The organism is Kitasatospora sp. NPDC001664 (genome assembly GCF_053596675.1).
Genome location: NZ_JBSFGS010000002.1, coordinates 299,509 through 320,289, shown reverse-complemented (window position 1 = coordinate 320,289; position 20,781 = coordinate 299,509). Strand labels below are relative to the sequence as shown.

The 20,781-nt window shown below is 74.2% G+C and carries 22 protein-coding genes; 10 read left to right on the top strand and 12 right to left on the bottom strand.

Annotated elements, in window-relative coordinates:
* Positions 1 to 73: 73 nt before the first annotated feature.
* Positions 74 to 946, bottom strand: coding sequence for a D-hexose-6-phosphate mutarotase (locus tag ACWCYY_RS03840; RefSeq protein ID WP_449794990.1), 873 nt, complete (start codon positions 944 to 946; stop codon positions 74 to 76).
* A gap of 205 nt (positions 947 to 1,151) precedes the next feature.
* Here ACWCYY_RS03840 and ACWCYY_RS03835 point away from each other — a divergent pair, with 205 nt between their 5' ends.
* Positions 1,152 to 2,867: a helix-turn-helix domain-containing protein gene (locus ACWCYY_RS03835; RefSeq protein WP_449794989.1), complete on the top strand. Its 1,716-nt coding sequence runs from the start codon at positions 1,152 to 1,154 to the stop codon at positions 2,865 to 2,867.
* 308 nt (positions 2,868 to 3,175) lie between these two features.
* Positions 3,176 to 4,507 (top strand): diaminopimelate decarboxylase, encoded by a 1,332-nt coding sequence (locus ACWCYY_RS03830; protein WP_449794988.1) that lies wholly within the window; start codon positions 3,176 to 3,178, stop codon positions 4,505 to 4,507.
* A 153-nt stretch (positions 4,508 to 4,660) separates the two neighbouring features.
* On the opposite strand, the gene ACWCYY_RS03825 is transcribed toward ACWCYY_RS03830, so the two are convergent.
* From ACWCYY_RS03825 to ACWCYY_RS03805, 5 genes are all read right to left on the bottom strand, one after another.
* Complete coding sequence (locus tag ACWCYY_RS03825; RefSeq protein ID WP_345283139.1) at positions 4,661 to 6,127, bottom strand: cytochrome P450; 1,467 nt, start codon at positions 6,125 to 6,127, stop codon at positions 4,661 to 4,663.
* A gap of 42 nt (positions 6,128 to 6,169) precedes the next feature.
* Positions 6,170 to 6,799 (bottom strand): GTP-binding protein, encoded by a 630-nt coding sequence (locus ACWCYY_RS03820; protein WP_449794987.1) that lies wholly within the window; start codon positions 6,797 to 6,799, stop codon positions 6,170 to 6,172.
* On the bottom strand, positions 6,780 to 7,139 hold the full coding sequence (locus ACWCYY_RS03815; protein ID WP_345283135.1) for a DUF742 domain-containing protein: 360 nt from the start codon (positions 7,137 to 7,139) through the stop codon (positions 6,780 to 6,782). Before ACWCYY_RS03815 ends, ACWCYY_RS03820 begins: the two co-directional genes overlap by 20 nt.
* A gap of 67 nt (positions 7,140 to 7,206) precedes the next feature.
* Complete coding sequence (locus ACWCYY_RS03810; protein WP_345283163.1) at positions 7,207 to 7,593, bottom strand: roadblock/LC7 domain-containing protein; 387 nt, start codon at positions 7,591 to 7,593, stop codon at positions 7,207 to 7,209.
* Positions 7,594 to 7,616: 23 nt separating this feature from the next.
* Entirely contained in the window at positions 7,617 to 9,113 is a 1,497-nt protein-coding gene (locus tag ACWCYY_RS03805; protein ID WP_449794986.1) for an ATP-binding protein, read from the bottom strand.
* A gap of 297 nt (positions 9,114 to 9,410) precedes the next feature.
* Between ACWCYY_RS03805 and ACWCYY_RS03800 the strand changes: the two genes are divergently transcribed.
* Both ACWCYY_RS03800 and ACWCYY_RS03795 read left to right on the top strand, forming a co-directional pair.
* Positions 9,411 to 10,454, top strand: coding sequence for an NlpC/P60 family protein (locus tag ACWCYY_RS03800; protein ID WP_449794985.1), 1,044 nt, complete (start codon positions 9,411 to 9,413; stop codon positions 10,452 to 10,454).
* Between the two features lie 117 nt (positions 10,455 to 10,571).
* Complete coding sequence (locus ACWCYY_RS03795; protein ID WP_449794984.1) at positions 10,572 to 10,754, top strand: hypothetical protein; 183 nt, start codon at positions 10,572 to 10,574, stop codon at positions 10,752 to 10,754.
* Positions 10,755 to 10,761: 7 nt separating this feature from the next.
* On the opposite strand, the gene ACWCYY_RS03790 is transcribed toward ACWCYY_RS03795, so the two are convergent.
* The 4 genes from ACWCYY_RS03790 to ACWCYY_RS03775 all read right to left on the bottom strand — a co-directional run bounded on the left by ACWCYY_RS03790 (position 10,762) and on the right by ACWCYY_RS03775 (position 14,558).
* On the bottom strand, positions 10,762 to 12,024 hold the full coding sequence (locus ACWCYY_RS03790) for a hypothetical protein (protein WP_449794983.1): 1,263 nt from the start codon (positions 12,022 to 12,024) through the stop codon (positions 10,762 to 10,764).
* Positions 12,017 to 13,558 (bottom strand): alkaline phosphatase D family protein, encoded by a 1,542-nt coding sequence (locus ACWCYY_RS03785; protein WP_345283126.1) that lies wholly within the window; start codon positions 13,556 to 13,558, stop codon positions 12,017 to 12,019. Before ACWCYY_RS03785 ends, ACWCYY_RS03790 begins: the two co-directional genes overlap by 8 nt.
* Positions 13,559 to 13,632: 74 nt before the next feature.
* Positions 13,633 to 14,151, bottom strand: coding sequence for a hypothetical protein (locus tag ACWCYY_RS03780; protein WP_449794982.1), 519 nt, complete (start codon positions 14,149 to 14,151; stop codon positions 13,633 to 13,635).
* Positions 14,145 to 14,558 (bottom strand): arsenate reductase ArsC, encoded by a 414-nt coding sequence (locus ACWCYY_RS03775; protein WP_449794981.1) that lies wholly within the window; start codon positions 14,556 to 14,558, stop codon positions 14,145 to 14,147. Before ACWCYY_RS03775 ends, ACWCYY_RS03780 begins: the two co-directional genes overlap by 7 nt.
* Positions 14,559 to 14,609: 51 nt before the next feature.
* Between ACWCYY_RS03775 and ACWCYY_RS03770 the strand changes: the two genes are divergently transcribed.
* The 3 genes from ACWCYY_RS03770 to ACWCYY_RS03760 are packed head-to-tail and all read left to right on the top strand — an operon-like array spanning position 14,610 to position 16,737.
* On the top strand, positions 14,610 to 14,921 hold the full coding sequence (locus tag ACWCYY_RS03770) for an ArsR/SmtB family transcription factor (RefSeq protein WP_449794980.1): 312 nt from the start codon (positions 14,610 to 14,612) through the stop codon (positions 14,919 to 14,921).
* Positions 14,922 to 14,947: 26 nt separating this feature from the next.
* Positions 14,948 to 15,709 carry an aquaporin gene (locus tag ACWCYY_RS03765; RefSeq protein WP_449794979.1) on the top strand — a complete coding sequence of 254 codons (762 nt, stop codon included), beginning with the start codon at positions 14,948 to 14,950 and terminating at the stop codon, positions 15,707 to 15,709.
* The gene (locus ACWCYY_RS03760) at positions 15,706 to 16,737 is read left to right on the top strand and encodes an ArsO family NAD(P)H-dependent flavin-containing monooxygenase (RefSeq protein ID WP_449794978.1); all 1,032 of its coding nucleotides are present in this window, start codon (positions 15,706 to 15,708) and stop codon (positions 16,735 to 16,737) included. Before ACWCYY_RS03765 ends, ACWCYY_RS03760 begins: the two co-directional genes overlap by 4 nt.
* An 85-nt stretch (positions 16,738 to 16,822) precedes the next feature.
* Here ACWCYY_RS03760 and ACWCYY_RS03755 read toward each other — a convergent pair whose 3' ends face one another.
* Positions 16,823 to 17,311, bottom strand: a complete 489-nt coding sequence (locus tag ACWCYY_RS03755) for an N-acetyltransferase family protein (protein WP_449794977.1) — start codon at positions 17,309 to 17,311, stop codon at positions 16,823 to 16,825.
* A 26-nt stretch (positions 17,312 to 17,337) separates the two neighbouring features.
* The gene (locus ACWCYY_RS03750) at positions 17,338 to 17,691 is read right to left on the bottom strand and encodes an ArsR/SmtB family transcription factor (RefSeq protein ID WP_449794976.1); all 354 of its coding nucleotides are present in this window, start codon (positions 17,689 to 17,691) and stop codon (positions 17,338 to 17,340) included.
* A gap of 108 nt (positions 17,692 to 17,799) precedes the next feature.
* On the opposite strand from ACWCYY_RS03750, the gene ACWCYY_RS03745 reads away from it, so the two are divergent.
* From ACWCYY_RS03745 to ACWCYY_RS03735, 3 genes are all read left to right on the top strand, one after another.
* Complete coding sequence (locus ACWCYY_RS03745) at positions 17,800 to 19,155, top strand: FAD-dependent oxidoreductase (protein WP_449794975.1); 1,356 nt, start codon at positions 17,800 to 17,802, stop codon at positions 19,153 to 19,155.
* Between the two features lie 181 nt (positions 19,156 to 19,336).
* On the top strand, positions 19,337 to 20,011 hold the full coding sequence (locus tag ACWCYY_RS03740) for a pyridoxine/pyridoxamine 5'-phosphate oxidase (RefSeq protein WP_449794974.1): 675 nt from the start codon (positions 19,337 to 19,339) through the stop codon (positions 20,009 to 20,011).
* The gene (locus tag ACWCYY_RS03735; RefSeq protein WP_449794973.1) at positions 20,008 to 20,754 is read left to right on the top strand and encodes a methyltransferase domain-containing protein; all 747 of its coding nucleotides are present in this window, start codon (positions 20,008 to 20,010) and stop codon (positions 20,752 to 20,754) included. The genes ACWCYY_RS03740 and ACWCYY_RS03735 overlap by 4 nt, the downstream gene beginning before the upstream one ends.
* The last annotated feature ends 27 nt before the right edge of the window (positions 20,755 to 20,781 follow it).

Genomic DNA, 20,781 nt, shown 5'->3' with positions numbered 1-20,781 from the left:
CACCCATTGCACCGCGGCCCCGTCGCCCCGCCCACCCGCCGTCGGTCCCCGACGGGAGGGTCGGAGGGCCCCGTCAGGCGGGGCGGACGACCCGGAGGGTGGTGGCCAGACGGTCCGGGTTGCCGGGGGTGGCCACCAGGTCGCGGCCGATCCGGCCGGTCTCCACGCAGACGAAGCCGCGGTAGCCCTCGTCGGCGAGGTCGGCCATCTCCTTGGAGAGCTGCGCGCCCGGGTTCCACACCACCACGTCGCTGTGGCCGCTGTGGTGGACCTCGATCGTGCGGCCGAGGCCGGCGTCGTCGACCGGGGTGAGGCCGGCCGGGGCGGTGTAGGTGCGGTCGACCCGCTCGTCCAGGACGACCGAGCCGGGGCCCCGGCCGTCGCCGGCGGCGACCCGGTCGTGGTAGTCGGCGCCCAGGCCGGAGACGGTGGTCCGGTCGGCGGCGCCGACGTGCAGGTAGGTGTGCAGGGCGCCGGTGCTCCGGTGCTCACCGGCCACCTCCAGCTCCACCGTGCAGTCGCGGCCCAGCCGGATCCGCACCGTCGCGGTGAAGACGTGCGGCCAGAGCGCCAGCGTCCGCTCGTCCTCGCTGCGGGCGAGGGTCAGCTCCACGCCCTCCGCCGTCTCCTCGGTGCCCGCGAGCTCCCACTCCACCACCCGGGCGAAGCCGTGCGAGGGCGAGCCCGCCGGGCCGAACCACGGCCAGCAGAGCGGCACCCCGCCGCGGATCGCCACGCCCTCGGTCCATGACGACTCGTCACTGACCCACACCACCGGCTGCTCGCCGCTCGGCTGCCAGGTCACCAGCTGCGCCCCCTGCAGGCTCACCACGGCCCGGCCGGCCGGGTGGTCGACCACCACCACCGGGATCGCGCCCTTCTGGCGCAGCGTCACGGACGGGGACAGCTCCTGGCGGACGGGCAGGGCGAGGAAGTTCTCGGGCACGGTGGGGTCCTTCACGGGTTCGGTCGGCGCAGTGAGGTCATTATCGGCAACCGCCGGCCGATCACCGCACTCCGCCGGGTCCGGCCCGGACCACCGGAAGCGCCCCGCACCGCCCGCGCCCGGCACTACGCTGAGCCGATCGCCTGCACTGCCGGGGAGTTGACGCCCCGTCGGGCGCGGCACGTGTGCCTGGGGAGGGGTGCCCATGTCCGACGCGGAGCGTGCGGACCGGTCCGGGGCGAGACAGAGCCTGCTGGACCTGTTGCAGCTGGCGGGTGACTTCGTCGTGCCGGGCTTCGCGGCCGGGGGGCTGGACCGGCCGGTCGGCCGCCTGGTGGTGCTGGACGGCCTGGAGCCGCCGGCCTCGCAGGGCGACCTGCTGGTCGCGGTCGGGGTCGATCCGCACACCGAGGGGGCGGTGGACCTGGTCCGCCGGATGGGTGCGGCCGGGGTGGCCGGGGTGCTGTTCCGCCCGGTGGAGACCGGCACCGGGCACGGGGCGCTGGGCGAGGCGGCCGCGGCGGCGGGCACGGCCGTGCTCTTCCGCAGCCGGTGGACCGACTGGCCGACCGTCATCGGCATCCTGCAGGCGGGGCTGTCGGTCACGCCGCGGCCCCGGATCGCCACCGTCCCGCTGGGCGACCTGCCCCGGCTGGCCGAGGCGATCGCGCTCCAGGTGAACGGGTCCGTGACGATCGAGGACACGTCCTTCAACGTGCTCGCCTACTCGCCCGTCGGGGAGGACGTGGACTGGGTCCGGATCCGGACCATCCTCGGCCAGGCCCCGCCGGCCGACCGGCGCGACGACATGCGGAACGCCGGCTTCGACCGCGACCTGCTGCGCTCGGACCGGGTGCTGTACCGCAAGGCCCAGGGCGAGGCCCCCGAGCGTCTGATCGTGCTGGTCCGGGCGGGTGACGTCCCACTGGGTTCGATCTGGGTGGCGGCGGAGGGGAACCGGCCGCTGGACACCCCGGCCAACCGTGAGGCCCTGCGGGTCGCGGCGCAGTCGGCCGCGGCCCACCTGCTGCACGACCGGGCCCGCCGGGAGGGCCAGGACCAGCTCCTGCTGGAGGCCGTCCGGGTGCTGCTGGAGGGCCACGGGTCGGCCGAGCTGCTGGCGGCGCGGACCGGGCTGCCGCAGGCGCGGCGGTGCGCGGTCCTGTCGGTCGGCATCAGCGCGGGCACCGGCTCGGGCTCGGGCACCGGCACCGGCACCGGCACCGGCACCGGTTCGGACTCCGGCTCCGGCGGCCCGGCGGACGCCCGGACACGCGGCCGGATGGTCGAGGCCGCGTTCCGGCACTGCACCGAACGCGGCGAGGTGGCCGTGGTGGTGCCCTCGCAGGAGGGCGTGCTCGTCCTGCTGGGCAACCTGCCGAAGGAGCTGACGCGGGCTCAGGAACGGGTGCGGCTGACCGCCGAGTCGCTGGCCGCGGAGCTGTCGCGGCGGTCGGGGCGGACGGCCCGGGTCGGCATCGGCGAGGTGAGCGACCGGCTCGACGCGGCACCCGACTCCCGCCGGACGGCCGATCTGGCGCTGGGCGGCCTGCTGTTCGGGCGCGGCCCGCAGCCCTGCGCCCGGGTCGGCGAGGTCGCCGGGGCGGTCGCGCTGCTGCGCTTCGCCGAGGCCCTGCGGGCGGTCGGGCCCCTGCCGGTGGAGACCCCGGTGACCAGGCTGCTCGCCTCCTCGCACAAGGACGTGGCCTCCCTGGTCGAGACCCTGCGCACCTTCCTGGCGCAGCCGGGCGAGAAGGCCCGGGCGGCGAAGGCGCTGGGCGTGCCCGGCAACACGTACGCCTACCGCCTGGACAGCACGGTCGTGAGGGAGAGCGGGATCGACCTGGACGACCCCGACGCCCGGCTGCTGGCCCAGCTCCAACTGCTGCTGCTCCGCGGCTCGGTGGCCGGGGAGGGGTGAGGTTCGGCGCCGCGCGCGAGGAGGCCGCTCCGCCTTCGCCGTACGGCGCGAGAACGGGCCGGTCTCCCCCGCTGCGGCGCCCGGCGGCACCACCGTTCCCGCAGGTTTCCGGTGCGGCCCACGGAGCCGGGACCGCCGCCGCCCGCGCTTCGTCGCGCCGCACGAGGGAGACGGCGCAAGCCCGGTCAGCGGCCTGAAGACGATCCCGGCGCCCGACGGGCACTCTGTTCGCACGGCCCGCCGGGACCACCCGGACCACCGGAACGCGCGGGCCGCGCGACCGAGACGACCGGACGGAGAGCGGCACCGTGACCAACCCTCAACTGGCGGCCCTGCACGGCCCCGAACGACGTGAGCTCATCCTGGGGGCGGCGGTGCGCCAGGGGCTGCTGTCCCCAGAGGACGCGCCGCTCGCGGGCTTCCTCGACCTCGACGCCGTGGCCGCGACCGTGGAGGCGCTGCACCGCGCCTTCCCCGGGTCGGTGCGGGTGCTGCACGCCTTCGCGGCCAAGGCCAACAGCCTGGTCCCGGTGCTGCGGCGGCTGCGGGACCTGGGCATGGGCTGCGAGGTGGCCAGCCCCGGCGAGTTCGCGCAGGCGCTCGCCGCCGGGTTCGAGCCGGAGCGGATCGTCTTCGACTCCCCCGCCAAGACCCGCCGCGAGCTGGCCCTGGCGCTCGAACTCGGGACGGCCGTCAACATCGACAGCTGGCAGGAGCTGGCCCGGGTCGACGAACTGCTGGCGGGCCGCCGGAGCGGATCCGGCACCACGGACCCGCGGATCGGGGTGCGGGTCAACCCGCAGATCGGCGGCGGCACCATCGGGGCGATGAGCACCGCCACCGCGACCTCCAAGTTCGGCATCGCGCTCGCGGACGAGGGCAGCACCGAGCGGCTGGTCGCGGCCTTCCGGGACCGGCCCTGGCTCACCTGGCTGCACTGCCACGTCGGCAGCCAGGGGTGCCCGCTGGACCTGATGGCGGAGGGCGTCGCCGCCACCGTCACCCTCGCCCAGAAGATCAACGGCGAACTGGGCCGCCGTCAGGTGGTCGGCCTGGACATCGGCGGCGGCCTGCCGGTCAACTTCGCCGACGACCGGGCCACCCCCGGCCACCAGGACTACGTCGAGCTGCTGCGGGCGCACGTACCCGCGCTGTTCTCCGGCGAGTTCGCCCTGGTCACCGAGTTCGGCCGCTCGGTGCTGGCCAAGAGCGGCTTCACCGCCGCCTACGTGGAGTACACCAAGAACTCCGGCGGCCGGGCGATCGCGATCACCCACGCCGGAGCGCAGGTGGCCACCCGGACGGTCTTCGCCCCGGACTCCTGGCCGCTGCGGGTGACGGCGCACGACGCGACCGGGGCCGCCAAGCGCGGGGCGCCGGTCGAGCAGGACGTGGCCGGACCGGCCTGCTTCGCCGGCGACCTGGTCGCCCGGGCCCGCCCGCTGCCGCTGCTGGAGCCGGGCGACCTGGTCGCGCTGCTCGACACCGGTGCCTACTACACCTCGACCCCGTTCTCCTACAACAGCCTGCTGGAGCCCGCCGTCCACGGGGTCACGGTGGCGGCGGACGGGGCCGTGCGCTTCGAGACGCTGCGCGCCGCGCAGACCCTCGAGGACCTGCTGCACCGCACCGGTGGGTGAGCCTTCCCCCGGTCCGGTGGTCGCACCTCCCCCGTCCGCCCCGTCCGCCCCGTCCGTCCCGAAGGAGCGTCATGCCCCGTTCGCGCCGCCGTCCACCGCGCGGAGCGCCACCGAGCGGCGTGAGTCCCGTGCCGGGCCGCCGGCCCGGCCGGGTCAGCGCTGGAAGATGCCGGTCAGGACGCTCCACCAACTGCGCCGCTGCCCCGGCACGGCCGCGCCCCGGTGGCCGTGCCCGGCCGCGACGGCGGGCGGCACCACGGGCGGGGCGGGCGGAGCGGGCGGCGGGGTCGCGGGGACGGGGGCGGCGGCCGTGTCCCTCGGGGCCGGGGACCGCGGTGTGAAGCGCACCGGGAGCTCCACCAGGTGCCGGGAGAGCCAGGCCGAGGTCCAGGTCAACTCATCCTCGCCGATCGCGAGTTGGAGGTCGGGAAGCCGGGCCAGCAGGATGTCGATGCCGGTCTCCGCGACGGCCCGCCCGATGTCCTGGCCCGGGCACTCGTGCGGTCCGCCGCCGAAGGCCAGGTGGGCGCGGTTGCCGTGCAGCGGCTTGGAGAGGTCGGGCCGGACGGCCGGGTCGACGTTCCCGGCGGCGAGGCCGAGCAGCAGCATGTCGCCGGACTTGATCTGCTGCCCGCCGAGTTCGGTGTCCCCGGTGGCCCAGCGCCCGGCGACCAGTGACATCGGCGCGGAGTCCCAGAGCACCTGGTCCAGGGCGTCCGGCAGCGTCATGTGACCGCCCGACAGGTGGGCGCGGAAGCGGCGGTCGGTGAGGACCATCTTCAGGGTGTCCGCGATCAGGTTGACCGTCGACTCGTTGGCGGCCAGCAGCACCACCCGCAGGTGCTCCAGCACCTCGTCGTCGGTGAGTCCGGCCTCGTGCTGCATCAGCCAGGAGACCAGGTCGGCCCCGGGGGCCACCCGCTTGCGCTCCATGGTGCGGCGCAGCGTGGCCACCACGTAGTCGTTGCTGGCGATGGCGGTCTCGGTGCCCTTCATCAGGTCCCGTGCGGCCTCGACCAGCCGGGGCCCGAACTCCTCGGGCATGCCGACCACGTGGGTCATCACCAGCATCGGCAGGTGCTCGGCGAACTGGGAGATCAGCTCGGCCCTGCCGGTCGGCCCGAACTCCTCGATCAGCTGGTCGGCGAAGCGGGTGACGTAGCGTCGGATGCCTCGCCGGTCGAAGCGGTTGAGGCCGTCGGTGACGGCGCCGCGCAGGCGGCGGTGCTCCGGGCCGTCGGCGAAGACGCACAGCGGCTGCCAGGCGATCACCGGCATCAGCGGGGAGTCGGCGGCGACCAGTCCCTCCTGGAAGGCCGTCCAGCGGCGGGAGTCCCGGGAGAACCGGGAGGGGGTGCGCATCGCGGTGAGGTTGGCCGAGTGGCCGAGGATCAGCCAGGCCGGGAGGTCGCCGTGCAGCAGCACCGGCGCCACCTCGCCGTGCTCCGCGCGCAGCTTCTCGTACAGGCCGGCCGGGTCCGCCTCCGCCTCGGGGCCGTACAGCCGCCGCAGGCCCTCGGCGCCCAGGCCGTGGGCACCGAAGTCGCGGGTGCCCGCGCCGTGGGCCGGGCAGCCGGGCGGCGGGGTGGCTGACGCGTCGTCACTGTACGGGTTGGTCACGGCATCTCCGGGGGTCTCGTGGGGGACGGCGGGTGGTGGGTGTCAGCGCGCGGGGGCGGCCGAGCGGTCGTACAGGTAGCGCATCAGGGCCATCAGCACGTCACGGCTCGAACTGCGGCTCCTGGCGTCGCAGTTGACGATCGGGACCTCGGGGGGAAGGTCGAGGGCGGCCCTCAGGTCCTCGACGGGGTGGGACGGCGATTCGGGGAAGGTGTTGGCGGCGACCACGAAGGGCACCCCGCTGTCCTCCAGCCGCCCGATGACGTCGAAGCTGACCTCCAGCCGACGGGTGTCGACCAGCACCACCGCACCGAGGGCGCCGTCGAACAGGCCGTTCCAGAGGAACCAGAACCGCTCCTGGCCGGGGGTGCCGAAGACGTACAGCACCAGCTCCTCGTTGATGCTGATCCGGCCGAAGTCCATCGCCACCGTGGTGGAGGTCTTGCGCTCGATGCCCTCGGTGTCGTCGACGTCCGCACCCGCCTGGGTCATCGTCTCCTCGGTGGTCAGCGGGCGGATCTCGCTCACCGAGGAGACCAGGGTCGTCTTGCCGACGCCGAAGCCGCCCACGATCACCACCTTGACCGCCGTGGCGGCCGAGTCCGGCAGCAGGTCGTCCCCGCGCGGCCCGGGGAGCGCCGGGAGGGCCGGGTCAGAGCCTCTGAAGTCCATTGATCACCGCTTCCAACAGGGCGATGTCGGGAAGGATCGCCTTCGGTACTCCGGCGCGGGCCTCGATCCGCCGCTCGGCGAGGAGGTCCGCCAGCAGCACGGTGACCACGCTCACCGGCAACCTGAGGTGGGCCGAGATCTCGGCCACGGACAGCGGCGACTCGCAGACCCGCAGGATCGCCGCGTGCTCCGGCTGCATGGTCGGCGTCGGCTCCGAGCGGGCGACGATCAGGGTCACCAGGTCGAACACGGCCCGGTCGGCCGCCCCGCTGCGACCCCTGGTGATCACGTACAGGCGCTCGGGCCGGCCCACGTCCCAGTCCTGTCCGTCCGCGTTCATCCGCCGTCCGCGCCGCACCCGTCCACCGTCCCTCGACCCACCGGACTCCCCTCGGCGGCAAGCCCGTTCACACGACCTGCTCGGCTCGGCGCGGCGGCGTGCTGAGGTGCTCGCCGATCCTGGCGACCAGGTCACGCATCCGCTGGCCCATCAGCCCGGCGTCCACTCCCTCGTCGGCCAGCACCGCCAGGAAGGCCCGGGCTCCCGCCGCCATCAGGTAGAAGAAGCCGCCGCCCATCTCGATCACCACCAGGCGCATCCGGCGGTCCCCGTGCGGGAACTCGTGCCCCACCGCGGCCGCCAGGCTCTGCAGCCCCGCGCAGGCGGCGGCCAGCCGGTCGGCGGCGTCGGTGCCGGCGCCGTACTGGGCCATCCTCAGACCGTCGGCGGAGAGCACCACGATGTGGCGGGTGTGCGGGACACCGTCCGCCAGGTCCTTGAGCATCCAGTCCATGTTGGTCCGTTGCTGATGCTGGGTCACAGCTCGCCCTTCCTGGCCGGGTATTCGCTGGTGTGGTCGCCCGGTGCCCCGCTCCCGGCCGACGGCGCCTGGCCGTTCACCCCCTCGTGGAACGCGGCCAGCCAGACGCCGGGCTGCACCGCGCCGGGGTCCTGCGCCGGCGGGGACGGCGGAGCGGGCGCGGTCCTCCCGGAGGGTGCGGCGTGCCGGCGGCGCTGCGGCAGCCCGGTCGGGGTCTCGGTGCCCGGCGTCCACGGCTGGACGACCGGCACCGTCGGCGGGATCACCGGCCGCTGCTGCGCGGAGGGTTGGACCGGGAGCGCCTGGGAGTCGGAGGTGACGCCGATGCCGTGCGCCCGGCCGGTGGCCCGCGCCGTGGTGATCAGCTCCTGGGGGACGATCAGCACGGCACGCACGCCGCCGTACGCGGATGGCCGGAGCGAGACCTGGAAGCCGTACGCCTGAGCGAGCCGTCCGACCACCGCGAGACCCAGCCGGGGCGTCTCGCCGAGGTCGTTCAGGTCGATGCCCTCCTGCGCCTCACGGAGCATCAGCTCGGCCCGGGCCCGGCCCTCCTCGCTGAGGCTGAGGCCGCCGTCCTCGATCTCGATCGCGATGCCGGTCTGCACCTCGACCGCGGTCAGGTGCACGTTGGTGTGCGGCGGCGAGTAGCGGGTCGCGTTGTCCAGCAGTTCGGCCAGCGCGTGGATCAGCGGCTCGGCGGCCGGGCCGACCACCGCGACCTCGGAGACCGGGTGCAGCTCCACCCGCTGGTAGTCCAGGATCCGCGAGATGCCACCGCGCAGGACGCTGTACAGCGGCACCGCCCGGCTCCACTGACGGCCCGGCCGCGCCCCGCCGAGCACCGCGATCGAGTCGGCCAACCGCCCGACCAGCGCGTTGCCGTGGTCGAGCCGGAGCAGGTCCTCGAAGACGGCCGGGTCGTTGCCGTGCCGGTCCTCCATCTCCCGCAGGTCCTGCGCCTGCCGGTGCACGATCGCCTGCACCCGCCGGGCGATGTTCACGAACGCCCGCTGCGCGGACTCGCGCAGACCCTCCTCCGCGTCCACCGCCTCCAGCACGGTGCGCAGCACCGCCTGCCGGGCGGCCCTGAACTCCGGGCCGGCGCCGCCGTCGTGGGTCTCGTAGGCCTTCAGCACGTCCTCGGTGAACTCACCGCGCTGCAGCCGTGCGACCGTCTCCGGCAGGATCACCCTGGCCAGCCGGACGGTCTCCGCCTCCTGCCGGAGCAACTGCTCGCGCAGCTCCCGCCCCTGCCGGGCGTACCGCTCCCGCAGCTCGGTCAACTCCCGCCCACGACGCACCACTTGGGCCGCCAGCAGGGCCACCGCCCCGGTGCCCACCGCGCCGCACCAGACCACCCCGGCCCGCGCCCCGGCCCCGGTCAGCACCGCGGCCGCCACCGCCACGGCCGGCGTCACCACCACCGGCAGCAGCCACCCGAGGGCCGCCCCGGACCACCGGCTCGTGGGTGACGGTCCAGCACGAAGCATCAGCGTCCTCAAAGGGTCGTAGGGGTACGGGCGGAGCACCGGTCACGCTCTTCCTCCGCTCCGCCTCGGTGCAGGCACCAGCCTTCCGCCGCCCCGCCCGCCTCACACCCGACTCCGCCCCCGTTTCCCCCGTGCGGGCGACCCTCCCGGAGAACCGCCCCGCCCCCGAACGGTCCGTGCTAAGTCACGGCCGCCGGGCCGGATCGCACCGATCACCGACCCCGCCTTCCGCGCTCCACTCCTAAACTACTAAGGTTCCTAGGAGTAAGTGTCCGGAAGTCGACCGAGGAGCCGTCCGTGGGAAAGCGCCGCAAGCCGAGTCCGCCGAGCCGTGCCAGGCTCGCCGTCCTGACCACCGCGGCGGCGGGCACCGCGGTCCTGGCCTCCTCCACCACGGCCTACGCGGCGCCCAAGCCCGACCTCGCGACCGTCAAGAAGCAGGTCGACGCGCTGTACGAGGAGGCGGAGGCCTCCATCGAGCGCTTCAACGGCGCGGACGAGAAGGCCAAGAAGCTCCAGGCCGAGGCGAACCAGCTGCAGACCCAACTCGCCGAGGGCCAGGAGAAGCTGAACGCCGTTCAGGGCCAGCTCGGCGCCCTGGCCGCAGCCCAGTACCGCAACGGCGGCGTCGACCCCTCGCTCCAGCTGATGCTCAGCTCCGACCCGGACACCTACCTCCGCCAGGCCTCCGCCCGCGACCAGGAGGCCGACACCCAGCTCGCCCTGCTGCGCCAGGCCCAGCGGCAGCAGCAGCGGCTGGACCAGCAGCGCGCCGAGACCGCCGCCACCCTCGCCGCCCTGGACGCCAACCACAAGGCGCTGGCCGAGGAGAAGGGCAAGGTCCAGACGAAGCTGGCCGAGGCCAAGAAGATCCTCAACTCCCTCACCGCCGCCGAACGCGCCCAGGTCGACGTGGACGAGGCCGGCCGCGCCTCGCGCGGCGCCGCCGACCGCACGGACCTGACCGAACTGCCCCAGGTGCCGGCCGGCGGCCGCGCCGCCGCGGTCCTCAAGTTCGCCCAGGCCCAGCTCGGCAAGCCCTACATCTGGGGCGCCGAGGGCCCGGCCGGCTTCGACTGCTCCGGCCTCACCCTGCGCGCCTGGGAGCAGGCCGGCGTCCGGCTCCCCCGGGTCTCCCAGGACCAGTGGAACGCCGGCACCCGCATCCCCCGCGCCAACCTCCAGCCCGGCGACCTGGTCTTCTTCTACTCCGACCTGCACCACGTGGGCATCTACATCGGCAACAACAAGATGATCCACGCCCCCCGCACCGGCAAGAACGTCACCGTCCTCGACCTGCAGTACATGCCCGACTACATGGGCGCCGTCCGACCGGGCTAGCCGTATCCTGGAGGTCCGGGGCGTACGCGGTGCCACCGGGGGGCGGGGGCGGCGGTGTGAACACCCGCCGTCGGCATCACAGTTGGGCGTCGCCCGCTCGCTGAGTGTAGGCATCCCATGCCAGAGATCATCTTCTCCGCCGTCAGGCCCCAGGGGCTGCAGTGCCCGCTGTGCCACGCCGCCGTCGAAGCCGAGTACCTGGACACCGCACCCGACTTCGACGGCATCAGACGCTACGTGTGGGGCCCCGGCCCGTGCCGCAACCCCCAGTGCTCACGGGCGTCGAGGCCGACCCGCTGACGAGGCCTCACCAGTCGGAGTTGCCCGCGCCCAGGCCCAGCAGCACCTGGTCGAAGGTGTTGCCGTCGTTGTCGTCGGTGTACGACATCGCGAGCGTGCCGAACGGCGATGAGGCCACCGCGAGTTGCTCCTGCCGGCCGGTCGCCGTCTGGCTGACGGACCCGGCCGGCAGCCGGCCGGCGAAGGTGCCGTCGGGGTTGAGGCCGCGGGCCCACACCGCCGGATCCGCGCCGGTGACGCTCCAGCCGACCACCGCGTCGCGCTGGTCGTCGATCCCCACCGTCGGGCGCCCGGCCCCGGCTCCCGAGGAGACCTCGACCTCGGCCGCGCCCGGGGTGCCGTTCGCGGTGAAGGAGCGGGCCCAGACGCCCCGGGTGCCGGTGTGGTCGGACTCCCAGGCCACGGCGAAGTCGCCGTTGAAGTCGGCCGCCACGGACGGGTGTTGCTGCTGCCCGCCGCCGAGGCTGTTGGCGCTGCGGCGGGCCAGGGTGACGGCGCCGTTCGCCTTGGCGAGCTTCACCAGACCGATCTGGTCGTAGCCGTTGCCGTCGGTGTCCTCGTCCCAGACCACCACCGCGTCGCCCGAGGCGGAGGTCGCGACGTCCGGGTTGTGGTGCGCACCGCCGGTCGCGTTGACCGTCACCTCGTAGGCCTTGGTGGTGGTCCCGGTGTACCCGGCCGCCTTCGCCGTCGCCGCCGCGCTGCCCTGGACGTCCTCCCAGACCACCGAGAACGCCACCGCCGTGGTGCTGCCCGGCGCGCCGTCCGGGTCCACCGCGACCCGCGGGTGGACCTGCTGGCCGTCGGTGTTGGCGTTGGCCCGGCCGGAGCCGAGCACCGCGCCGGCCGGGGAGAGCACCCGGTAGACGATGTTGTAGAGCCCGTTGCCGTCCGGGTCCTCCGCCCAGACCACGACGGCGTTGCCCCGGTCGTCGAGCCCCACGTCGGGCTGGACGTGCCGCCAGGCCGCACCCGCCGTCCCGCCGGCCGAGAGCTTCTGCTCGTACGCCGAGACGCCGTTGCGGTACAGCCGCACCCAGACGTCGCTGTGCGCGTCGTCCCCCGGGTTGGTGGAGTCGCGGTCGTCCTCCCAGACCACCGCGACGTCCCCGAGCCGGTCGGCCGCGATCGAGGAGGAGTCCTGGTCGCCGCTGGCGTCGCTGTTCGCGGTCGTCCAGGACGAGGGCCCGGCCGCCGAGGCCGGGGCGGACAGGGCGAGGACGGCGGCGAAGGCGGCGAGGGCCGCGCCGACCACGGAGAGCTTACGCATCGGCCAACCCCGGCTGTCCGTCGTGGATGATGAAGGTCCGGGCGGTGGTCGCCGCCGCGCCGTGCTCGGTCACCGTCGCCACCGACCGGAAGTCGGCGGTCAGCCGGGACGGCGTGACCCGGGTGCGGACGTAGCCGCGCTGGTTGGAGTAGAAGCGCAGGTGCGGGTTGTACGCCCCGTTGGGGATCGTCGTGGTGGTGCTGCCGTTGCCGCCGCTGGTGATGGAGGTGCAGACCAGCTCGGTGCCGATGGTCGCCGAGTTCGGGTTCGCGTAGTCGGCCTTGAGGTCGTTGCCCCAGGAGGCGTGCACGTCGCCGGTGAGGACCACCGGGTTGCGCACGCCCCGGTCGACGATGCCCTGCTGGATCCGCGCCCGGCTGGCCCGGTAGCCGTCCCAGGCGTCCATGTTCATCGCACCGGCGGCGTTCACGTTCCGGGCGAAGAAGACCTGCTGGCCGATCAGGTCCCAGGTACCCAGGCGCTGGCCGAGCCCGTCGAGCAGCCAGGACTCCTGCGCGGTGCCGGTGATCGAACGGCTCGTCAGGTCGGCGTCGGCGCAGACCTTCGTCCCGTCGCCGCAGGCCTGGTCGTCGCGGAACTGCCGGGTGTCGAGCATGTGGAAGGTGGCCAGGGTGCCCCAGCGGACCCGGCGGTAGAGCTGGATGGCGTTGCCGGACGGCGCCGCGGCGGCCCGCAGTGGCATGTTCTCGAAGTAGGCCTGGTAGGCGGCGGTGCGCCGCGCGGTCCACTGGGCCGCCGTCAGCACCGGGCTGCTGTCGGCCCGGACCGTGCCGGCGTAGTTGTTCTCCACCTCGTGGTCGTCCGGCACCACCAGCCACGGCGCGATCGCGTGCGCCGCCTGCAGGTCCGGGTCGGTGCGGTAGAGCGCGTAGCGGCGGCGGTAGTCGGCCAGCGAGACGATCTCGCTGCCGAGGTGCTGCCGCACGCCGCCGGTGCCGGCGCCGCCCTCGTAGATGTAGTCGCCCAGGTGCAGGATCACGTCGGGGCGGTCGTCGGCCATCCGCCGGTAGGCGGTGTAGTAGCCGCTCTCGTAGTGCGCGCAGGAGGCGAAGGCCATGGTGAAGTCCCGCCCGACGGTGCCGAGCGCCGGCGCGGTGCGGGTGCGGCCCACCGGGGAGATGAAGCCCTGGGCCCGGAAGCGGTAGTAGTACTCCGCGTCCGGCGCGAGCCCTCCGGCCAGCACGTGCACCGAGTGGGCCTGCGCGTAGCGGGCGGTGACGGTGCCGGAGCTCACCAGGGTGGTGAAGTTCTGACTGGCCGACACCTGCCAGTCGACGGTCACGTCGGCGTTGGGCATGCCGCCCTGGCCGTCCGCGTTGGTCGGCGACGGGGCCAGACGCGTCCAGAGCACCACGCTGCTGTCGTCCGGTTCCCCAGAGGCGACGCCGAGCGTGAACGGGAAGGGGGTGGAGGCGGCGGCCGACGGCTGGGCCGTCGCACCGAGCTGGAGCGCGGCGGCGCCCGTGGTGGTGAGCCCGCCAAGGATGAAGATGCGGCGACTGAGGTTGCTCATGACCGTCCATGCTCAGGGAGCCGGGTGAACTCCCGTCACTGCGCAGGGGAAGGCCGGGTGACGCGCCTGCGGAGCTAGTTGGAGTCCCCCGCCGCGGCCCGCCGGTCGGACCACTCCCGTTCGGCGACGGCCAGGCCGCGCTCCAGCGTCGCGACGAACTCCCCGCGGCCCACCGTCACCACCACCGGCTCTCCGGGGGCACCTCCGTCCAACTCCCGTACCCGGCAGGCGAGGTGCAGCGACTCCCCGTCCGGGAACGCGAACGCCGTCACCTGGTCGGTGCACTCGCCCCACTCCAGGAACCCGCACCGCGCGAGCACGGCCCCGCCGTCATCCGCGCCGTCCTGCCCGTCCATCCGGCGCTCGGCCGCCAGGAACGCCTCGACCGGCTCGGTGAACCCCTCCGGCAGCTCCGCCGGCTCGCGGAGGCGCCGCAGCTCGTCCCCCAACTTCTTGACCAGCAACGGCGGGTAGAACGCGTTGTCCCAGGCGTTCACGTGCGCCCCGCCCACGAACACGTCCACGCACAGCAGTTGCGCGTCCCGCTCCACGTGGAACTCCAGCGCGAAGCCGTCCCGCGCGCCGATCAGCACGCGGCGTCGATCTCGGCGACCAGGCCCTCGATCAGGGCTTTGATCTCGTCGCGGATCGGGCGGACGGCCTCGATGCCCTGGCCGGCCGGGTCCTCCAACTGCCAGTCCAGGTAGGTCTTTCCGGGGAAGTACGGGCAGGCGTCGCCGCAGCCCATGGTGATCACGTAGTCGGAGGCCTGGACGGCCTCGGTGGTCAGCACCTTCGGCCGCTGGTCGGAGATGTCGATACCGAGCTCGGCCATCGCCGCGACCGCGGCGGGGTTGACCTGGTCGCCGGGGATCGAGCCGGCGGAGCGGACCTCGACGCGGTCACCGGCGAGGTGGCGCAGGAACCCGGCGGCCATCTGGGAGCGGCCCGCGTTGTGGATGCAGACGAACAGCACGGAGGCGGCGGGGGCGGTGGTCATGGCGGTCCTTGGGCTTGGGTTCCTCCCGGGCGTCGGCTAACGTATCAGCCCATGGTGACGTCAGTCGACAGTGATGTATTGAAGGCCCTGGCCGACCCGCTGCGGATGCGGATCGTCGAGCTGCTGGCCAGAGAGGCGCTGTGCACCACCCACCTCGTCGAGGAGACGGGTGCCAAGCAGACCAATCTGTCGAACCATCTGAAGATCCTGCGTGAGGCGGGGCTGGTGGACACCGAGCCCTGCGGTCGCTTCACGTACTACTCGCTCCGCCCCGCCGCCCTCACGGCCCTGGCGGCCGAGTTCGCCGCACTGGCCTCCACCGCACGACTCACCGCCGAAGCCGGATTCAAGCGGTCCTGCTGAGCCACCCGCACGAGGAGCACCATCCGTTGAACGCCATAGACGAGGCCAGACCGGAGACCACCGAGGCCGAGCCGCTCACCGCCGAGCCTCCGGCCGTCCCGCTGCTGAACCGGGTGGCGGCCGAACTGCTCGGCACCGCCGCCCTGGTGGCGGTCGTGGTCGGCTCCGGGATCCAGGCCACCGAGCTCACCCACGACGTCGGCCTCCAGCTGCTGGCCAACTCGCTGGCCACCGTCTTCGGCCTCGGCGTGCTGATCCTGCTCCTCGGCCCCGTCTCCGGCGCCCACTTCAACCCGGTGGTCACCCTCGCCGAGTGGTGGACCGGCCGCCGCGGCCCCGAGGCCCTGCGCCCGGCGGAGGTCGCCGCGTACTGCGCCGCACAGACGGTCGGCGCGATCGCCGGAGCGGTCCTCGCGGACGCGATGTTCGGCCGGGCCCTGGTGACGTGGTCGACCCACGACCGCTCGGCCGGGCACCTGCTGCTCGGCGAGGTCGTCGCCACCGCCGGCCTGGTCCTGCTGATCTTCGGCCTCGGCAGGACCAGCAACCTGCGCTTCGCCCCCGCCGCCGTCGCCTCCTACATCGGCGCCGCCTACTGGTTCACCTCCTCCACCTCCTTCGCCAACCCCGCCGTCACCCTCGGCCGCGCCTTCACCGACACCTTCGCCGGCATCGCCCCGTCGTCCGTCCCCGGCTTCATCGGCATGCAGTTGATCGGCGGTGCGCTGGGCCTGGCCCTGGTCGCGCTGGTCTTCGACCACCGAGGCCGCACGGCCGGGCAGAAGTGACCGCCGCCCGGCACGCCCAGGTCCTGGTGGTCGGCGCGGGCCAGGCCGGCCTCGCCGCGGGGTACCACCTGCGGCGCGCCGGGCTGGACTTCGCGATCCTGGACGCCAACCCGGCGCCCGGCGGCGCCTGGCAGCACTACTGGGACACGCTCCGACTGTTCTCGCCCGCCGGCTACTCCTCCCTCCCCGGCCGCCCCATGCCGCAGCAGCCCGGCCAGGAGTACCCCGACGCCGCCCACGTCGTCTCGTACCTCACCGACTACGAGAGGCGCTACGACCTCCCCGTCCACCGCCCCGTCCGGGTCGAGGCGATCGCCCGCGACCTCGACGGCATCACCGTGACCACCGACGACGGCGACTGGCGCGGCCGGGCCCTGGTCCTGGCCACCGGGAACTGGGAGCGTCCCTTCATCCCGGCCGTACCCGGCCGAGCCGACTTCACGGGCCGTCAGCTCCACACCCACGCGTACCGCAGCGCCGCCGACTTCACCGGACAGCGCGTCGTCGTGGTCGGCGGCGCCAACTCCGGTGCCCAGATCGCCGCCGACCTGCACGCCACCGCCGAGGTCCACTGGGTCACCCGGCGCCCGGCCCGCCACCTCCCGGACGAGATCGACGGCCGCGCCCTCTTCGACCTCGCCACCCGCCGCGTCCAGTCCGGCGGGCCCCGCATCTCCGACCTCGGCGACATCGTCGCCGTGCCGCCCGTCCGCGCCGCCCGCGCCGCCGGACTGACGGACCGTCCGATGTTCGACCGCCTCACCCCCACCGGCGCGGCCTGGGCCGACGGCACCACCTGGGACTGCGACACCGTCATCTGGTGCACCGGCTTCCGCCCCGACCTCCCCCCGATCGACCTCCCCCGCACCGACGGCCGCATCACCACAGACGGCACCCGCTCCACCGAGGACCCGCGCATCCACCTCCTCGGCTACGGCGACTGGACCGGCCCCGCCTCCGCCACCCTCATCGGTGTCGGCCGCACCGCCCGCACCGCGGTCGAGCAGCTGCGCGCCCAGCTCGGCTGACCGGCGCCCCGGGCGCCGCCACGGAGGACCACCGGCCTGCCGAAGGGCCGCACCACGCACGGGGGTCCGCCGTTCGGGCCCTTGTTCAGCCGACCACCGGACTACGGCGCTCGACCAACAGGACGTCCCGCCAGACGCCGTTGAGCCGGCCGATCCGTTCGCGGGTGCCGATGACCCGGAAGCCGGCCTTGGCGTGGACCGCGAGACTGGCGGCGTTCTCCGGGAAGATGCCGGACTGGACGGTCCAGATCCCGGCGGCCTCGGTGGACTCGGCCAACGCCCGCAGCAGCACCCCGCCCACGCCCCGGCCGCGCGCCTCGGGGTGGACGTAGACGGAGTGCTCGACCACCCCGGCGTACGCGCAGCGGTCGGACACCCGGCTCACCGCCACCCAGCCGAGGACCCTGCCGTCCTCGTCGAGGGCGACGAAGCGGTGCTCGGGGAGCTTGGCGGCGTCGAAGCGGGCCCAGTCGGGGGCGGTGGTCTCGAAGGAGGAGTTCCCCTCGTCGAGACCGGCCTGGTAGATGGCAAGGACCTGCTCGGCGTGCTCGGCGCGCAGCGGGGCGACGTGCAAGGCGGCTCCTTCGGGGTGACGGCGGATCAGCTGTGCCGGTCGAGCATGGCCGACATCGAGGCGAGCACGGAAGGCTCGACGCGGTAGTAGACCCAGGTGCCGCGCCGCTCGCTGCTGAGCAGTCCGGCCTCGCGCAGCTTCTTGAGGTGGTGCGAGACGGTCGGCTGGGAGACCCCGACGTCCTGGATGTCGCAGACGCACGCCTCACCGCCCTCGTGGGAGGCGATCTTCGAGAACAGTCGCAGTCGCACCGGGTCGGAGAGCGCCTTGAACATGGCGGCCATCCGCTCGGAGTCCGCCACCGACAGCTCCCCCGAGGTGATCGGCGGGCAGCAGGCACCGCTCTCGGGCTCCAGTACGGTCAGCTCCAGATTCGACATGTGTCTATGTTGACATCCGTCGATACCCGGTGCCAAGGTCGAGGACGTCACACATCGACGTTTGTCGAATCAACGAGCGGCAGCTGCCGCCCCATCAGGGAGACCGTCATGTCGTCCGAGAACACCGGCCTGCCCGTCCTCGTCATCGGCGCGGGCCCCGCCGGCCTGGCCGCCGCCGCCCACCTCACCGAGCGCGGCCTGGACGTGGTCGTCGCCGAGGCCGGCCCCACCGCGGCCACCGCGGTCCGCGCCTGGGGCCACGTCCGCCTCTTCTCCACCTGGTCCGAGCTCGTCGACCGGGCCGCGGCGCGGCTCCTCGCCCCGACCGGCTGGACCACTCCCGATCCCGCCGCCTACCCCACCGGCGCGGACTGGGCCGAGCGCTACCTCCAGCCCCTCGCCGACGCCCTCGGCGACCGCGTCCGCTACGGCACCACCGTCACCGGGGTCGCCCGCGCCGGGCGTGACCGCGTCGTCGACTCCGGTCGCGCCGAACAGCCGTTCACCGTCCACCTCCAGCTCGCCGACGGCCGCCAGGAACGCCTCACCGCCCGGGCCGTCGTCGACGCCTCCGGCACCTGGTCCACCCCGAGCCCGGCCGGCGCCGACGGCCTGCCCGCCCTCGGTGAGCACGCCCACACCGCCCGGATCTCCTACCGCGTCCCCGACCTCGACGACCCGGCCCAGCAAGCCCGTTACGCCGGCAAGCGCACCGCCGTCATCGGCTCCGGCGCCTCCGCCTTCACCGCCCTCGCCCTGCTCGCCGACCTGGCCGCAGACGCCCCCGGCACCCACGCGACCTGGATCCTGCGCCGCGGCATCGGCGCCGACACCTACGGCGGCGGCGAGGCCGACGGGCTGCCCGCCCGCGGCGCGCTCGGCCTGCGCGCCAAGGCCGCCGTCGACCACGGCCACGCCACCGCCCTCACCGGCTTCCGCACCGCCGCGATCGAACCGGACGGCGACCGACTGATGCTGGTCTCCGAGGACGGCCGCCGCAGCGAGCCCGTCGACGAGGTCGTCGTCCTCACGGGCCTGCGCCCCGACCTCTCCTTCCTCTCCGAGCTCCGCCTCGGACTGGACGAGCGCCTCCAGGCCCCGACCGCCCTGGCCCCTCTCATCGACCCCAACCAGCACTCCTGCGGCACCGTCTACCCGCACGGCGCGGCCGAGCTCACCCACCCCGAGGAGGGCGTCTTCCTGGTCGGCCAGAAGTCCTACGGCCGCGCTCCCACCTTCCTCGCCCTCACCGGCTACGAGCAGGTCCGCTCCGTCGCCGCCCACCTCGCCGGCGACCACGAGGCCGCCGCCCGCGTCGAGTTGACCCTCCCCGAGACCGGAGTCTGCGGCGGCGCCGGCGTCTTCGACCAGCCCGAAGCGGAACAGGCCGCCACCGGGGGCTGCTGCTCCGCCCCGGCCGCACCCCGGCTCGTCACCTTCGGCACCGCCCCCACCCACCCCTGACCGGACATCCGCCCGCAGGGTCGCGGCGCACCGGGCCGCCTTGGAGGCACCCACAAGCCCTCGACATCGCACCTTCCAGACGATCAGCGGAAATGACAAGCATTTGCCAGGTGTTTTACGAACCAGCCCTCGCGGCTGCAAGATGTCTGGAACATGCTCGCCGAGATCTGAGGAGCCGGAGATGGCAGCGGGTTCGGAGGAGGCGCAGAGGACCCGGGAGTGGCTGCGCCGCCTGGAGGTCTTCGCGGGGCCGCTGCCGGCGTTCGACCCGGCGCTCGCGCCGGCCGATCCGGTCCGGCTGTTCCTGGCCTGGCTGGAGGAGGCGGTGGCGGAGGGCGTGCGCGAGCCGCACGCGATGACGGTGTCCACCGTCGACGGGGCGGGTGCCCCGGACGCGCGGGTGCTGATCCTGAAGGGCGTGGACGCGGGCGGCTGGCAGTTCGCCGGGCACGCCTTCAGCCCGAAGGGCGAGCAGCTGGCCGGGCACCCGCGCGCGGCCCTGACCTTCTACTGGCCCGAGCAGGGCCGCCAGGTCCGGATCCGCGGCACCGTGACGCCCGGCACCGCAGCGGAGAACTCGGCCGACTTCCTGCGGCGTTCGCGCTCCGCCCGCGCCGAGGTCCTGATCGGCCGTCAGAGCCAGTACCTGCGCGACCCCGCCGAACGTGACGTGGAGGCGGAGAAGGCGGCCGCCCTGATCGCCCGGGATCCCTCCCTGGTCGATCCGGCCTGGACGCTCTACACCCTGGCCGCCGACCGGGTGGAGTTCTGGCAGGCCGCACAGGACCGCGCGCACACCCGATTGCGCTACGAGCGGGGCGGCGAGGGCTGGGACCGGCTGCGGATCTGGTCGTGACGGGGGTCGACCGCGCCGCCACGTCCGTGCTCCCCGGCCCGGCCGCCCCGAACCGCTCCGCAGGCGCCGCCCATCGGCCGGACCCCCGGCCGGCGCGGTTCGTCGCCGAGGCGCTCGGCACCGCTCGGACAGTGCTCAACGTCGGTGCGGCCGCACGCGGCACCGGCCCATCGGCTCCCGCCGCCCCCTCGCGACCGTCCCGAACGGTACCGTCCGTCGATACCGTGGCCGGAGAACTCCCCTTCCACGACGGCGAGTTCGACGCCGCCATGACGCTGCTCAACATCCACCTGTGGGACGACGTCCGGCTCGGCCTGCGCGAGATGCGCCGGGTCACCCGCGGCCCGGTCCTCGTCCTGCCCCGTGACCCCGCCCGGGTCGGGGACTTCTGGCTGCACGAGTACGCGCCCGAGGTGGTCGCAGCCGAAGCCCGGCGGTACCCGCCGCTCGACGAGCTGACGGCCGCCCTGGGCGGCCGGTCCACGGTGCGGCCGGCGCCGATCCCGTTCGACTGCACGGACGGCCTGGACGAGGCCTGCTACGGCCGCCCGGATCTCCTGCTGGACCCCAACGCCCGCCGGGTCGACTGGACTTGGAGTTCCGTCGGCGACTCGGTCCGCGAGCGGTTCGACCGGACCCTCCGCGCCGACCTGGCCTCCGGGGCCTGGGACCGGCGCTTCGGCCACCTGCGCACCCGACCCCAGTACGAAGGGGCGCTCGTCCTCGTGCGCGCGACCCCGTGACCAGAACGGAAGACGGCACCGTGGGAA

What these genes read in the sequence shown, in the direction of transcription:
- ACWCYY_RS03750 (WP_449794976.1), bottom strand. Translation starts at nt 17,691, where the DNA reads ATGTCGAATCTGGAGCTGACCGTACTGGAGCCCGAGAGCGGTGCCTGC.
- ACWCYY_RS03775 (WP_449794981.1), bottom strand. Translation starts at nt 14,558, where the DNA reads ATGACCACCGCCCCCGCCGCCTCCGTGCTGTTCGTCTGCATCCACAAC.
- ACWCYY_RS03820 (WP_449794987.1), bottom strand. Translation starts at nt 6,799, where the DNA reads ATGGACTTCAGAGGCTCTGACCCGGCCCTCCCGGCGCTCCCCGGGCCG.
- ACWCYY_RS03740 (WP_449794974.1), top strand. Translation starts at nt 19,337, where the DNA reads ATGGCAGCGGGTTCGGAGGAGGCGCAGAGGACCCGGGAGTGGCTGCGC.
- ACWCYY_RS03745 (WP_449794975.1), top strand. Translation starts at nt 17,800, where the DNA reads ATGTCGTCCGAGAACACCGGCCTGCCCGTCCTCGTCATCGGCGCGGGC.
- ACWCYY_RS03835 (WP_449794989.1), top strand. Translation starts at nt 1,152, where the DNA reads ATGTCCGACGCGGAGCGTGCGGACCGGTCCGGGGCGAGACAGAGCCTG.
- ACWCYY_RS03785 (WP_345283126.1), bottom strand. Translation starts at nt 13,558, where the DNA reads ATGAGCAACCTCAGTCGCCGCATCTTCATCCTTGGCGGGCTCACCACC.
- ACWCYY_RS03810 (WP_345283163.1), bottom strand. Translation starts at nt 7,593, where the DNA reads ATGGACTGGATGCTCAAGGACCTGGCGGACGGTGTCCCGCACACCCGC.
- ACWCYY_RS03770 (WP_449794980.1), top strand. Translation starts at nt 14,610, where the DNA reads ATGGTGACGTCAGTCGACAGTGATGTATTGAAGGCCCTGGCCGACCCG.
- ACWCYY_RS03795 (WP_449794984.1), top strand. Translation starts at nt 10,572, where the DNA reads ATGCCAGAGATCATCTTCTCCGCCGTCAGGCCCCAGGGGCTGCAGTGC.
- ACWCYY_RS03805 (WP_449794986.1), bottom strand. Translation starts at nt 9,113, where the DNA reads ATGCTTCGTGCTGGACCGTCACCCACGAGCCGGTGGTCCGGGGCGGCC.
- ACWCYY_RS03815 (WP_345283135.1), bottom strand. Translation starts at nt 7,139, where the DNA reads ATGAACGCGGACGGACAGGACTGGGACGTGGGCCGGCCCGAGCGCCTG.
- ACWCYY_RS03790 (WP_449794983.1), bottom strand. Translation starts at nt 12,024, where the DNA reads ATGCGTAAGCTCTCCGTGGTCGGCGCGGCCCTCGCCGCCTTCGCCGCC.